Origin of the sequence: Evansella sp. AB-rgal1 (assembly GCF_041820985.1) — a bacterium.
In the GTDB taxonomy this organism is placed as follows: domain Bacteria; phylum Bacillota; class Bacilli; order Bacillales; family Salisediminibacteriaceae; genus Evansella.
The window spans coordinates 179,672-193,697 of record NZ_JBGUAU010000002.1 but is presented as its reverse complement, the minus strand read 5'-3'; the positions used below and the strand labels follow the sequence as shown (position 1 = coordinate 193,697).

At 36.3% G+C, this 14,026-nt stretch carries 14 protein-coding genes; all 14 read right to left on the bottom strand.

Features of this window, described 5'->3' with window-relative positions; genetic code table 11:
* Positions 1 to 148: 148 nt before the first annotated feature.
* The 14 genes from ACERII_RS02520 to hisC all read right to left on the bottom strand — a co-directional run bounded on the left by ACERII_RS02520 (position 149) and on the right by hisC (position 13,945).
* On the bottom strand, positions 149 to 838 hold the full coding sequence (locus ACERII_RS02520; protein ID WP_373639854.1) for a zinc metallopeptidase: 690 nt from the start codon (positions 836 to 838) through the stop codon (positions 149 to 151).
* 93 nt (positions 839 to 931) lie between these two features.
* Complete coding sequence (locus tag ACERII_RS02515; protein ID WP_373639853.1) at positions 932 to 1,747, bottom strand: sporulation protein YpjB; 816 nt, start codon at positions 1,745 to 1,747, stop codon at positions 932 to 934.
* A gap of 86 nt (positions 1,748 to 1,833) precedes the next feature.
* A complete protein-coding gene (gene lhaT / locus ACERII_RS02510; RefSeq protein ID WP_373639852.1) occupies positions 1,834 to 2,427 on the bottom strand; it encodes a lipoprotein heptaprenylglyceryl N-acetyltransferase LhaT in 594 nt (197 codons plus the stop codon).
* Between the two features lie 361 nt (positions 2,428 to 2,788).
* On the bottom strand, positions 2,789 to 3,598 hold the full coding sequence (locus ACERII_RS02505; protein WP_373639851.1) for a menaquinol-cytochrome c reductase cytochrome b/c subunit: 810 nt from the start codon (positions 3,596 to 3,598) through the stop codon (positions 2,789 to 2,791).
* A gap of 26 nt (positions 3,599 to 3,624) precedes the next feature.
* Entirely contained in the window at positions 3,625 to 4,296 is a 672-nt protein-coding gene (qcrB, locus tag ACERII_RS02500; RefSeq protein WP_373639850.1) for a menaquinol-cytochrome c reductase cytochrome b subunit, read from the bottom strand.
* Between the two features lie 27 nt (positions 4,297 to 4,323).
* Positions 4,324 to 4,830, bottom strand: coding sequence for a QcrA and Rieske domain-containing protein (locus tag ACERII_RS02495; RefSeq protein ID WP_373639849.1), 507 nt, complete (start codon positions 4,828 to 4,830; stop codon positions 4,324 to 4,326).
* A 150-nt stretch (positions 4,831 to 4,980) separates the two neighbouring features.
* A complete protein-coding gene (locus ACERII_RS02490) occupies positions 4,981 to 5,454 on the bottom strand; it encodes a YpiF family protein (RefSeq protein WP_373639848.1) in 474 nt (157 codons plus the stop codon).
* Between the two features lie 891 nt (positions 5,455 to 6,345).
* Positions 6,346 to 6,891, bottom strand: a complete 546-nt coding sequence (locus ACERII_RS02485; protein ID WP_373639926.1) for a ReoY family proteolytic degradation factor — start codon at positions 6,889 to 6,891, stop codon at positions 6,346 to 6,348.
* Between the two features lie 160 nt (positions 6,892 to 7,051).
* A complete protein-coding gene (locus ACERII_RS02480) occupies positions 7,052 to 8,086 on the bottom strand; it encodes a hypothetical protein (RefSeq protein WP_373639847.1) in 1,035 nt (344 codons plus the stop codon).
* A gap of 60 nt (positions 8,087 to 8,146) precedes the next feature.
* The gene (locus ACERII_RS02475) at positions 8,147 to 9,415 is read right to left on the bottom strand and encodes a tetratricopeptide repeat protein (protein ID WP_373639846.1); all 1,269 of its coding nucleotides are present in this window, start codon (positions 9,413 to 9,415) and stop codon (positions 8,147 to 8,149) included.
* A 78-nt stretch (positions 9,416 to 9,493) separates the two neighbouring features.
* Complete coding sequence (locus ACERII_RS02470) at positions 9,494 to 10,387, bottom strand: hypothetical protein (RefSeq protein ID WP_373639845.1); 894 nt, start codon at positions 10,385 to 10,387, stop codon at positions 9,494 to 9,496.
* Positions 10,388 to 10,438: 51 nt separating this feature from the next.
* Positions 10,439 to 11,731 carry a 3-phosphoshikimate 1-carboxyvinyltransferase gene (aroA, locus tag ACERII_RS02465; RefSeq protein WP_373639844.1) on the bottom strand — a complete coding sequence of 431 codons (1,293 nt, stop codon included), beginning with the start codon at positions 11,729 to 11,731 and terminating at the stop codon, positions 10,439 to 10,441.
* A gap of 11 nt (positions 11,732 to 11,742) precedes the next feature.
* Positions 11,743 to 12,846: a prephenate dehydrogenase gene (locus ACERII_RS02460; protein WP_373639843.1), complete on the bottom strand. Its 1,104-nt coding sequence runs from the start codon at positions 12,844 to 12,846 to the stop codon at positions 11,743 to 11,745.
* A gap of 19 nt (positions 12,847 to 12,865) precedes the next feature.
* Positions 12,866 to 13,945 carry a histidinol-phosphate transaminase gene (hisC, locus tag ACERII_RS02455; RefSeq protein ID WP_373639842.1) on the bottom strand — a complete coding sequence of 360 codons (1,080 nt, stop codon included), beginning with the start codon at positions 13,943 to 13,945 and terminating at the stop codon, positions 12,866 to 12,868.
* Between the last annotated feature and the right edge of the window lie 81 nt (positions 13,946 to 14,026).

The window sequence follows — 14,026 nt, the reverse complement described above, 5'->3', positions numbered from 1 at the left end:
GGCTTAAACGAATGAAATAGAATTCTTCAAAGTTGGCATTACTACAAGTCTGATACACCTATTTTCAGGGTAGACATACTAAAAAGAACTTGAGATATGGAGATCACTTCTCAAGTTCTTATCTATTTTCTAACTTAATTAGAATACCTTAGTCTCTGTTCATTGCAAGATACATTAGAATGAATCGAACTAGTTCCATCACTGCTACTAATGCCGCAGCAACATAAGTTAACGCAGCCGCATTTAATACTTTCTTCGTTTCTCGTTCCTCATCATTACGAATTACACCTACAGAAACAACCTGTTCCATTGCACGATTAGAAGCATTAAACTCTACAGGGAGTGTAACTACCTGGAACAACACTGCAGCAGACATAAAGATGATACCAAAAAGCATCATTCCAGAAGCTTGTAGTAAAATACCAGCTAAAATTAAAAAGAATGAAATATTCGATCCAAAATTAGCAATTGGAACTAATGCATGACGAAAACGCAAAAATGCATAGCCCTCAGCGTCTTGCATCGCATGCCCTACCTCATGGGCTGCCACAGCTGCTCCTGCTATGGAATTGCCATAATAATTGTGCTCCGATAAGCGTACTGCTTTATTTCTTGGATCATAATGATCCGTTAACTGACCTTTTACAGGTTCAACTGTCACATCATATAACCCATTATCATTTAAAATTTTTCGTGCTACTTGTGCACCAGTCATTCCTGAAGATGATGCAATCTGTGAATATTTACTATACGCACTCTTCACTCTCGACTGGGCCCATAATGGTATAATCAACAAAAGGGCAATATAGATAAGATAGCCACCCAATGACTCAAACATCGTGTATTCCTCCTACGGAAACATTATTCAATATATTCATATATCATTTTATTAAAAGCTATAAATACTGTCAACGAAAGTAACTCTCAAACGTCAACCCCTTTTTTTTCTATAGCGCTGTATTTCTCTTTCTTTTTCACCTTTATATTTTTTCCAACCCGCATAGGTTAAACCAAGTAAAATAGAACCACCTATTGTCAACATAACCCAAATTAATGAAGGATCCGATACTTCTTCCTTTTCTTCATCATATATCGATTGAATTTGAACTTCCAAAGAATCCATGTGCTCTAACATCATTTTCGTGCTTTTAGATGTTCCTTGCACTTGTTCTAAGTACTTAATATGTGCTTCTAACTTTTGAAATATTTCATATGGTAAACTAACTGACCATGCTGGACGAACAATTTCATAAGAGCGAATAAACTCGCTATAAGCTTTATGAAACGTCTGTCCATTCCCATCACTGACAGCCTTTTTCATATCTTCAATAGGCTTCATAACGGAGATTTCCGTTTTTTTCCATAGAGGTTCCTGTGAAGGTTCATATACATCTACTAAAATTCTCAATTTCGATGCCTTTCGAACACGGTCCTGATGCGATAGAGAAACACTCGTTGTTGCTTCTTCTACCTCTTCATATACTGATGTTATGACATGCAGTTCTGACATCGTTATGTTATGGTCTGTCGCTCGTATAGAAAGAAACTGGTTGGAAAACTGATGCAATAATTGCTTTGCCTCTCCGTATTTCCCCTCTTTTACATAACGTAAAATCGTATCACTTGAATGGTTTAAATCTCGCCATAATTCTTTATTGTTCTCCATTTCATCAGCATGTCCTATATGAAACGGCAAAACGATCAGGATAGAAAGTACTACTATTATTTTTAATAATCTTTCCGCCATGCTTGTCCCTCCTCCAGTTCATACTTAATCGTATGAAGAGAAGGACAAGAGTAGACCTGAAAGATTTCAATAGATAAAAAAAGATGTTAAACGATATACCGTTTTATCATTTTCGAATTTAAAATATAAACTGTTCCTAAAGAGAAAATGCTCAACCAAAATGTAAAATATGCTACTTCTTGTATAAAGCTTGATAATGTGCTATGTACCCATGGGTGCATACCATAGATATAGTCAATAACATCATTATGTAATGTCCATATTGCAACCACCACTAAGTGCCATGGTTTGATTCGATAATAAGGTGCGTATAGTAACCCTTGAACTGCCATCCCCAAATGGGAAACAATTAACATATAGTGAGTCCAATATAATTCTGCTCCATAAAATGTTGGGACGATAATGAGTACTACTGCCCAAACACCGTATTTTAGTAACGTGACGGAAGCAAATGCTTCGAGTAATGGCCAATTCTTACCTAATATAAATGCTATTAAAACAAAGCAAAAAAACAAGCTTGCTGTGGGACTATCTGGTACGAAAAGTAAGAATTTTGGTGGTGTTATTGCTATTTGAGAATCATACCAAATATATCCATAGATTGTTCCACCAATATTAATTATTAATAGGAGAACTAAAAATAATCTGTTTTTTAATAATTGAAATCCTGCTTCGATCATTTGCATCTTCCTTATATGTTTTTTAACTGATCTACCCTGAAAATACGTCTCTCAATTAGTAGGTAACTTATCTAGTATTACTAACTTTGTTGTTTAATATTCCATTCGCTGCTGCGCACTCCCTTTCCTGTGGGGAGTTGCCGAGCCTTCTGCACTCCTTCGTCGCACCTAAGTCTCGCCTCTACTCTACTTCCCACTGGAGTTCGTGGACTTACGCTTATTCCATATAAAGTTGATGTTACTTAATCATCTAATAATGTATTTTCATCCGCCATAGTGTAAATTTTACTCTTATCGACCAACTAGTGAAAGCTGTTAGAAAAAGCTGACTGATGAGTCTCAGTCAGCTTCACTTATATAATTACTCGTCACCTTCATCGCCTGGTGTTTGTCCGTCATTGGCAATAAACGCAGCTAAAATTTCTAGTTCCTCGTCCGTACCATCGAATAATCCACCTGGCATCATTCCGTTTTCCGAACCTTCTACGATGATTTTAAGTACCTCTTCTTTTGTGTATTCACTTTCAAACAAAGGTGGCGCTCCAGCTCCGCCTAACATGTCTCCACCATGACATTGGATACAGGATGCTTGATTTTGATAGATAGCATAAGCTTCGGCTGTTTCATCTACATCCCATTGATCTGTATCTACGATTGCCCCTTGTTGAGCAGCCGCTTCCCAATCATGTTCATCTACAGATTCCCATGTAAGGAAGATAACAGAAACAACTGCTAATAACATAATTCCTGTAGCAATAGGACGTTTTACTGGTCTACGTTCAGGACCAGTATCTAACCATGGAGCTAAAAGTAATGCCCCAAACGCAATACCTGGGATAACTACTGCCCCAATAACAGTAAAATCACCAGCAGCATATTGATATTTTAACAATTGATATAAAAATAAGAAATACCAGTCAGGTAATGGTATGTAACCAGAATCTGTTGGATCTGCCATACGCTCTAATGGTGCAGGGTGCGCTACAGTTAAACATAGGTACCCTATTAAAAAGACGGCCCCAACCATCCATTCACGCAGCAGAAAGTTCGGCCAAAATGCTTCCGTTTTACCTGGGTATTCGGAATAATCTTTTGGTATGTTTTTCATTCGATGTTCTTTTGCTTTTACACGGGAATCCCCTACGAATTTCATACCTTTTCCGCGATGCATAGCTTTCCCTCCTTTTCAACCGAACCTTACAATGGTCCCGAAATACCTTGTTTACGAATCATATAAAAGTGTGCCCCAAGAAGTCCTAAAAGAGCTCCAGGCAAGAAAAATACATGAATCGCGAAAAAACGAGTCAATGTTTGAGCACCAATAATTTCTCCACCAGCTAATAATGCCTTTGCAAATCCACCAATGACTGGTGCAGCCTCTGCAATCTCTAATCCTACTACTGTTGCGAAATACGCTTTCATATCCCAAGGTAGTAAGTAGCCTGTGAATCCTAATCCCAACATTACGAAGAAAATAAGAACTCCAACAACCCAATTTAATTCTCTAGGCTTTTTATAAGAACCTGTAAAGAATACTCGTAACGTATGTAAAAACATCATTACGATAACCAAACTAGCTCCCCAATGGTGCATACCTCTTACGATAACACCGTGAGTTACTTCATTTTGTAAAAAATAAACAGATTCATATGCATGAATAATATCTGGAACGTAATACATTGTTAAAAACATTCCTGATAATATTTGAATGACTACAACGAAAAATGTTAAGCCACCAAAGCAATATACAAATGCTGAGAAATGATGGGCTGGGTTTACGTGTTCAGGTACCTCGTGGTCTGCTATATCACGCCACATAGGAGTAATATCTAATCGTTCATCAACCCAATCATATAATTTCTGTAACATCCGCTCATGTCCCCCCTTCTAACTACTTTATACTGTTCTACGTTGAATTGTTCTACCTAAAAAAATAGCACCATCACGAACTTCATGTTCATAAATATCCAACGGTCTTGTTGGTGGTGTGTTATCAACATTTTGACCACTCTTTTCAAATCGCCCTAAGTGACAAGGACAAAAGAATTGATTTGGGTGATCTTCATTTGTATCCCAGCCCACTGTACAGCCTAAATGTGTACAGACTGGTGAAAGGGCAATAATCTCATTACCTTCTTTATAAATCCAAGCAGTTCTGGATTGTTCTGATGTATACCAAGCATCTTCCACTTCAACTTTGAAGTCAAAGCGTTGTGGCTCATCTGTTAATTCATCTTCCATAGCAACTTGTACGAAATCAGTATCTCCGCCAACTTCAAGAGCCGGATCCAACGCAAAACGTACCATTGGACTGATCATACCAGCAGCCATAAAACCACCTACACCCATTAACGTATAAGATAAAAATTGCCGTCTAGACACTTTATGTTCTTTCTCGCTCACGACCTTCCCTCCTCACTTCAAATTCTACTAACATCACAAAAAAGGATACTAAGACATACTCATGATAGCCCAAAATTTCACATAATGTCAACAATTCTATTTGTATAATAATTTTTGTTTTCTTAAAATCTTTTTTTACCGTTAAAATAACTATCTCTCGTTTGGTTCTTCCTGCCATTTATTAGTTACTAATGGTAAAATTTGTTTTAATTGCTGATTAATAATTTCTTTTGCATATGTATCATCCATAGATTCTAGAGATAGGGATGGAACCCAAACGAGCATGTCAGGAATATCTCGCTCTACTTTTTTCCAATCAACATCAGATGTTACATATATGATGTGTTTAAAGCCATTGTTAAAAAAATGTTTATCCCATTCTCTTAGTCTGTTTAGTTTTTCCTGTTCATTTTCAGATGTTAAGTATGTAAAGGGAGCAATTTGAAATACCCTTCCTTTAAATTGTCTTTCTAGTTCCTCTACGAGAATGGATGTAAATTCTCCCATGGATATTTTCCCTTTTGGATCACTTTCCCAATTTAACGGAATTAAAGGGATGATTGCAGTATCTACATATTCTTTGGAACTTAAATACAAGTCCATGTCTTTTGCTGACCACTTCAAGAAAATTCCTCCTTTTACTTATGACCATTTCCCTAATTATTATACTCTTGTTTTCTTAGGATATATAATATTTTGATTCGATAGTTGATATATTTAGTGTCTACCCTGAAAATACACTTATCATTAAATGAATAACTTATCTAGTATTACTTACTCTGTTGGTTTGTATTCCATTCGCTCCAGTCCACTCCTTTCCTGTGGGGAGTTGCCGAGCTACCTCCGTGACTACGTCGCTACGGTGTCTCGCCTCTACTCTACTTCCCACTGGAGTTCGTGAACTTGCGCTCATTGCATATAAAATAAATGATACTAATATACTTCTCAGCGTAATTCATCCCCCATGGAGCAGATTTTCACTTGCGTGGAGGTCTACCCTGAAAATACGCGAATTAGCGGTAGTCAAACTTATCCAGTATTACTAACTTTGTTGGTTTTTATTCCATTCACTTCAGCCCACTCGCTGTCCTGTGGGGAGCTGGCGAGCCGTCCTCGAGCTAAAGCTCTGCGGGGTCTCGCCCCTGCTCTACTTCCCACTGGAGTCTCGGGGCTTACGTTCATTACAAATTAGTCAGGGTACTAAAACTAATTCCCAGCGTATTTTCATCCTCCATGGTGTAAATATTCACTTACATGGGTGTCTACCCTGAAAAAACCGGTTACCAAGCGGAATTAAACTATATAGTATTATCACTAACTTTGATAGTTTGTATTCCTTTCGTTTCAGCCCATCGCGTTTCACCCAAGGGTAAAGTGCGACATCGTTCATTCTTAACGGGGGTCTTCTATGCTAGTTGCCGAGAGAACGTTATAGTTTTATTCAGGATTCTGTCATTACATATATTTTAAAATCCATCTGTAGTTCTGCTGCACCAAAAGAAAAGCCCTTAAGCTTCAAAGGGCTTTTAATGCTTTATATTGATTTACTAATTCATGAAAGGTCTTTTCGTCTCCTCTAATCAAAGCTTGATCGATTTCCTTTTCTATGAGGCCTATTCGGTAAGCTTGTATAGACTCATCTAAAATCATTTCTGCTAATAAACTATGGATGTTAGCTTCGTCCTTATTAATTGGTAGATAAGGGTTTTCCTCTAACACAGCCACATATTGAGGAATGGATTGTTTGTTCTTAAAATTCAGTTGTACATAAATATCCTCATTGCGATTTAATCGAATGTCATGAAAGGATTTTTCTGCATCCATCGTCACGTGCTGATTTTTATGAAAGGCAAAGGGAACACTGTCCACATCGTTTGCTGATATCATTAACGCCTTTGGACAATACTCGGCCTGTTCAACAAAATGAACCCGCTCCATTAAAATATCATCACTCATGAGAAAATTTAGTAACCATGCACACTCTCGACGTTTAAGCTGATACTGATCTAAAAACCACTTTAGAAAATCACGCTTTTCCATTACTGGAACAGGATTATTCATCATTTTCCCCTCCCCCATATTATCGTTTATCACTCGAGGAAGACAGTCTATGTTGTCGTAACGACGATCTATTGACACTTTCATGATCTCTGTTTGTTTTATATATTCTACATCCAAAGAAATAATCCCTTTAAAAATATGAAAGTTCTTAATAATTTTTTTATTTCAATTTAGTATAAAGAAACCTTGGATGAAGAAATAAATAAGTACTTCCATTTATTTTCGATGAACTTAAAAAGTGGATGTACTCTAATAACTGAAGTATTCTTTTTTCAGCTATATTTCTGGGCTTGTCATAATAATATGAATCGATGTATTCTTTTATTCTTAGTATAAAACTTTCCTTCTCTATAGCATCTCCATTACCGAGAAGTTTTTCTGTCATTTCAATGATAAAAGGTAACTGTGGAATTGCTCTTCGATATAACTTCGTATAAGATCGAATCATCCTGTTTAATAACTCATTTACAGATAATCCTTGCCCTTTTTGCCATTTTTTTGTAACGATTAATTGATCTGTTTCCCGAATCCATCCTTGCTCAAAACAAAAATCATATAAAAAACTAAAACAGTCTGGGTATACTTGAAAATGTCTCCCATATCCAAATCTCCACTTTTCGTCTGGTAACAGTTCCTTTTTAGATAATTGCGATAAGATATATGTTAACTCTTTTTTATAAATTATATTATTTTTGGTAAGGGCAATTTTTTTGTCTGACACAATTTCCAAAAACCGATAAACATCGTTTACAGCGCTATAGGGTGCACTTTTGTTTTGTGGAACAATTAAAAACTCCTCTGACCAGTCTTCATACATTTTTTTATGTAACCAGCTTTGCAATTCTAATGGTAGTACCCAATAATAATTTGCATCTTGATAAATCCATCCGTTACCTTTTAAAGTTCCTACAATGTTATCAAATTCCCCACGATCATCTTTTTTCAAACATATCTTCAGTTCATCTGAGGAGATAAACTGAAGAGAGGTCCGATAACATAACTGAAGTAACAAGTGCTTCTCAGACATAGATAGTTGTTCCCAGGATTTTGTTAGCCTGTCTTTATTTAATAATGCCTTTGACAGTTCCTCCGTTACTTGCTGTCTAGAATGGGCATTACATTGGAGGTTTAATTGTTTCACTCTACTTACTAGCTCTTTTTGAGGTTGCGATAATAGAACTTGAATAAGCTTCATAATACACCTCTCTTCACATGGTATACATAGTATGTGAAGGAAATGGAAGTACTATGAATATTATTTTAATTGTTGTAAACGTTCCTCAATATCGTATCTATCTGGATGTAACAATAATAGTTTTTCATATATGGCAATCCCTTTTTCTCTTGCCCCTACTTCTAAAAAGGCTAAGGCTGCTTCTTCCAAAACCTCATCATCTTCTGAGAATTCATTCACTGCTATTTCATAGGCTTTCACTGCGTTTTCAAGATCATCTTCTTCATATAATGCCTTTGCTTTATAGCGTTCAAATAAGGGATCATATTCCCCATATTCATCCAAAAACGATAATAACTCTAGTACGCCCTCATAATCCTCTGATTGATGGAAAAACAATAATAATTCTTTTATTGCTGTTATATTTGATGGATTAATTGCAATCACTTTTTGAAGGTACTCCTTCCCTTCATCCATATTCCCAGCAGAAAACTGTGCTTTTGCCATCTCTAAATAAAGGTCTTCATTATATTCATCTTTCTTGATACCCTCTCTCAAAGTTGTAAATGCTTCTTCCAGTCGATTAAGAGAGCGAAGGGCAATAGCCAAGTATGGATATAATGTTGTATAGTTTGGATCTAATTCTTTTAATTTAGTTAGTTGTTTAACTGAAGTTTCATAATCCTCTACTTGTAGTGCAGTATAGCCATATCCGAATAACCCATCTAAATCCTCTTTATGAGATAACCCTTGTTCATAGTATGTTATTGCTTCTTCAAATTCTCCTGTCGTACTATAAGCTTCCGCTAATCGAAGATACGGGTTTATGTGAAGAGATTCATCCTTCAGTAGGTCACCTTGATGAATTACTTTTTTGAAATAAGGGATTGATTTACTATAATCACCTCTATTTAAATAAAACTCACCTAATCCAAATTGTAATATAGGTTCATTTGGGGTTATCTCCGTTGCAAGCAAGAGTTTCTGTTCAGCTACCTCGTCTAACCCCTGACTCTGATAGATATCAGCAAGGAGCAATTGAGCTTGTACAAACGCTTGATCACCTTTTTTTATTTCTAATAACATTTCAATTGCCTCTTCTTCTTTTCCCATTTCACTATAGCATTCAGCTGCAAATACAAACAATTCACCGTGATCAGGATAGGTAAACATAAGGTCTTCAAGTAAAATCAATGCTCGATCAATTAAACCTAATTCATAATATATCTCACTTATGGTTCTTTTTTCTTCATCGCTTCCTATCCTACTTATTTCATTCAATTTTTCAAGACCTAACTCATGGTTACCTGCTTCTATTATTGAAATTGCCTCTTGCAATGATTTATTCATTATTATCCCTCCAAAATTATACCTTTCCCATTATTTTAACGAACTAAAAAGAGGAGTCAACTAAAGACCCCTCTACTTTTACTCGTCGTATCGATTTATATCCTCAATAGGTATGAATTTCCCAGGTATCAATGTCGTCAATTCTTGACCTTTTGATTGCTCGAGATCCCATTTCGTTCCCCATTTCACCACGTTTCCTTTCAACACAATGATATCCGGGAAATTAATATTCCTTACTCTCCGAATACCAGTCTGGTACATTACATAGTCTGCATCACTACCGTTCACAAGAGAGCCTTTTTTAGGAAACAGACCAATCCGTTTAGCTAACAGTTCCTTGATTTCTTCTCCTTCTGATGGAAAACCAAAGTAAGAATTTATCCGTTTTTTTCCCACGATAGTACGCCACTGTTCTAACATTTGCTTTTTCTTCTGAGAAGATTTTACGTTTGATGAAGGCACACATACGAGGAGAGTTTTTCTAGGAAACATAGAACCTGTGATTGAATTCCAATGTGTAGAAATAATTTCATCTACTGAATCAGCTTGGAAAAATATTATCGGTATATTCTCCATTTTTACTTTTCTCGCAAGTGACTCAGAAAGTTTATTCAGTGGAATTTTCACTGCATGAACATAATCAATAGGACAAGTTTTTAATGCATCTCTGCTTCGTTTCAACTTTTTTGTTAACTCACTTTCATAATTCAAAGAAATCATTTGAACAAAGCTTGTATAGCCATATAAAAGAAGTCGTTTAATATAGGAGTCTCCGTTTCCCTCTATAAATGCAGATACTGCATTCTCGTCTATAGTTACTTTTCCTGGATATAGTTCAAAATTTGTTGTAGCTACTTCATATATACCTGACCGTTCATTTGGTAATTCTGAGTATCGAACTCGTCCATGATCAATCCATAGAGTTCTAAATATCTTGGAGTTTTCATCAAAAACATTCACCATATATTTCATAAAACTCCCCTCCCCTCTAATACAAGCTATGAGGGAAGAAGAGTTTTTATGTTATACCTGCTTTAACTTATTTAAATCCTCAAAGAAATTAGGGTAAGATACAGCGATCGCTTCTGAATCTTTAATAGAAATCGTATCCTTTGCTATTAATCCACATAAAGCCATCGACATTCCAATACGATGATCTCCAAAGCTTTGAGTTAAGCCACCATGTAAAGGTGTAGGACCAACAATTTTCATCCCATCTTCCGTAGCTTCTATATTTGCTCCTAGGGCTTTTAATTGATCTACCATCGTATCGATTCGATTCGTTTCCTTTACCTTTAATTCTTCCGCATCCTTAATAATCGTTACACCATGTGCTTGTGTAGCTAATACAGCAATTGCAGGGATTTCGTCGATTAATCTAGGTATTATTTCTCCACCGATAGTAATTCCTTTCAAACTACTTGTTTTCACCTTAAGTGTTGCAACTGGTTCTTTTCCAAATAGAGTTTCGTCGACAATTTCAAGGTCTGCACCCATTTCTTGTAACACATCAATAATCCCAGTTCTCGTAGGGTTAATGCCTACATTAGTTAATGTAACCTCACTATTTGGAACGATTGCAGCTGCTACTAACATGAATGCAGCAGATGAAATATCTCCTGGTACTGATATATTTGTTCCTTTTAACGTTTGACCACCCATAATAGATACAGTTTCATTATCTACTCTTACTTCTACTCCAAAAGCCTCTAGCATTCGTTCTGTATGATCTCTTGAGCGATATGGTTCTGTAACAGTGGTTTCACCTTTGGCATTTAATCCAGCTAGAAGAATAGATGATTTAACTTGTGCACTAGCAATTGGGGATACATAGTGAACCCCTGTTAGCTGTCCTCCACGTATAAACAAAGGCGTAAAGCGACCATGATCTCTTCCATCTATCGTGGCATTCAGCATTTTCAACGGGCCCGTAACACGAGCCATCGGTCTTTTTGCAATCGAATTGTCACCAATTAAAACAGAAGAGAATGGTAAGCTCGCTAAAATTCCTGATAAGAGTCGAATCGTCGTTCCAGAATTACCTACATCTAAAACAGATGTTGGTTCTGTTAATCCGTCTATCCCTTTCCCTTCAACTATTACTGTATCACCATCTTCCGTAATTGTAACTCCTAGTTGGCGCATACATCGAATTGTACTTAGACAATCTTCCCCCGGTAAAAAGCCAGTTATTTCTGTTTTTCCTTCAGCAATCGAAGCAAACATCACTGCCCGATGTGAAATAGATTTGTCTCCTGGTATAGTTAAAGATCCATTTAAACCCTTTGTTACAGGTTCTACAACAATATTCTCCATAAACTCAACTCCTAAGGCGTTTCATATGTTTCATACATATGTTCTTTTAATACTTGCTTCGCTAATAATAAATCTTCATTAGAACGGAAGCTTAATTGAAGAACACCCATAATATCTTCTCTTGCTTCAATGATTCGTATATTAGTGATGCTTATCTTTTCTTCTGCTAAAATTCCCGTTACATCAGAAATGACACCAGGGTGGTCAGGAACATCTACATATAAATCATTAAACGGCATTAATGCACCCTTTTTACCGATTGGTAATTGATCCCTTAATGATTTTGCACCAGAAAAAAAGGAGTAAATCGCTTCTTCATCTTCGTGTTCAATAATCTGTGTAACATAATCCATCTCTTTACTCCAGCTATTTAACATTTCTAACAATATCTCTTTGTTTTCTAATAAGATGTCTCTCCACATTGCAGGGGAAGCAGATGCTATTCTCGTAATATCACGAAAACCACCAGCTGCTAATTGGGTTACAACAGGATACTCTTTGCCCAACTCCCCAGTTTGTCTCACGAGGGAAGATGCAATAATATGTGGTAAATGGCTTACCATTCCAGTAAATCTATCATGTTCTTGTGGATCCAACTCGATGAATTTTGCACTTGTACCTCTGAGCCAATTTTGTAACTGAATAACTTTCGAAGTAGGTATATCCTTCGTTGGTGTAATTATGTAAAAAGCATTTTCAAACAGACGTTCATTTGCAGCTGTAATTCCTGTTTTATGTGAACCAGCCATAGGGTGACCACCGATGAAAATCACGCCATTCTTTCCTAGCTCATTCCCTTTTTTAACTATAGACGCTTTTGTACTACCTACATCTGTAATGATACAATTATTTTTCAGAACTAATGTTTTACATTCATCTAAAATAGAAAGAGCACTTTGGACTGGAGTAGCTAATATAATTAAATCTGCTTCTAATGCAGCCTTTCTATAATCCTCCACTGCTCTATCAATAAATTGAAGGGATAAAGCAAGCTTAACAGCTTCTTTATCCACATCAAATCCTACTATGTCACATTCAGGGTGCTCTTTTTTTATGGATAGTGCTAGCGATCCCCCGATTAGGCCTAACCCTATTAATAACACTTGCTTTCTCACAAATGTACCTCCTGAATAACTACGATAATTTTGATAACACTTCAATAATTCGTTTATTTTGTTCTGATGTACCTAGTGTAATTCTTACTGATGTCGGAAAGCCTAACGCTTCCCCATTTCTTGTTATAAACCCTTGTTCAAGTAGGGTTTGAAAAATTTCGCTACCAGGCTTCTTTAAATCCATTAAAATGAAGTTTGCTTGTGAAGGATAATAGTCATAACCATTTTCTTCGCAGAACGTTTCAAAGCGTTTCATTTCTGATCTATTTTTCTCAAAACACTCTTGAACAAATGCTTGATCTTCAATTGCTTTAGAAGCTGCTCTTTGGGCAATTGTATTTGTATTAAACGGTTCTCTTCCAGGATCTATAGATCGAATTAGATCTGAGTTTGCTACACCATATCCAACACGAAGTGCAGCTAGGCCATAAGCTTTCGAAAATGTTCGTAAAATAATTAAATTTTTATACTGATTTAGTAGAGGGATGGTATTTGGATAATCCTCTGCTGCTACATATTCGTAATAAGCTTCATCACTCACTACTAGAACATGCTCAGGAACACGATGTAAGAAAGATAGAAACGCATCTTCACCCACATAAGTTCCTGAAGGGTTATTCGGATTACACACAAATACGATTTTTGTATTCTCATCAATAGCATTGAGCATTCCTTCTAAATCATGTACACCATTTACAAGAGGTACTTCCTTGATTTCTGTTCCTTCAATAACTGCATTATGTCGATATTGTGGAAAAGTAGGAGTTGCCGTTACAATATTATCTTCACTAGTTAAAATGGATCGGCATAAAATTAAAATCACTTCATCTGAGCCATTTCCAAAAATAAGGTCCGTTTCCTTTACTCCTAAATGAGCTGCTACTTTTTCTCTTAATTCTCTTGCATAACCATCTGGATAGATCGCTAAGTCCTCTAGAGACTCTTGTATTACTTGTTTTACCTTTGGTGAATAACCATACGGATTCTCATTTGATGCAAGTTTTATTACCTCTGTAAGCCCTAGCTCACGTTTTACTTCTTCAATTGGTTTTCCTGGTTGGTAAGGAACTAGTCCTACCATGGTTTGCTTTACGTTCAACTTTAATCCCTCCATCATAATAGAAAAAACATAAGCACATCTACTTGTCTACCCTAAAAATACGCGTTATCAAGCGGACTT

Coding starts and splice junctions, on each gene's coding strand:
- ACERII_RS02470 (WP_373639845.1), bottom strand. CDS start 10,387: ATGAAATATATGGTGAATGTTTTTGATGAAAACTCCAAGATATTTAGA.
- aroA (WP_373639844.1), bottom strand. CDS start 11,731: ATGGAGAATATTGTTGTAGAACCTGTAACAAAGGGTTTAAATGGATCT.
- ACERII_RS02515 (WP_373639853.1), bottom strand. CDS start 1,747: ATGGCGGAAAGATTATTAAAAATAATAGTAGTACTTTCTATCCTGATC.
- lhaT (WP_373639852.1), bottom strand. CDS start 2,427: ATGATCGAAGCAGGATTTCAATTATTAAAAAACAGATTATTTTTAGTT.
- ACERII_RS02475 (WP_373639846.1), bottom strand. CDS start 9,415: ATGAATAAATCATTGCAAGAGGCAATTTCAATAATAGAAGCAGGTAAC.
- ACERII_RS02505 (WP_373639851.1), bottom strand. CDS start 3,598: ATGCATCGCGGAAAAGGTATGAAATTCGTAGGGGATTCCCGTGTAAAA.
- ACERII_RS02520 (WP_373639854.1), bottom strand. CDS start 838: ATGTTTGAGTCATTGGGTGGCTATCTTATCTATATTGCCCTTTTGTTG.
- ACERII_RS02485 (WP_373639926.1), bottom strand. CDS start 6,891: ATGAATAATCCTGTTCCAGTAATGGAAAAGCGTGATTTTCTAAAGTGG.
- qcrB (WP_373639850.1), bottom strand. CDS start 4,296: ATGTTACAGAAATTATATGATTGGGTTGATGAACGATTAGATATTACT.
- ACERII_RS02480 (WP_373639847.1), bottom strand. CDS start 8,086: ATGAAGCTTATTCAAGTTCTATTATCGCAACCTCAAAAAGAGCTAGTA.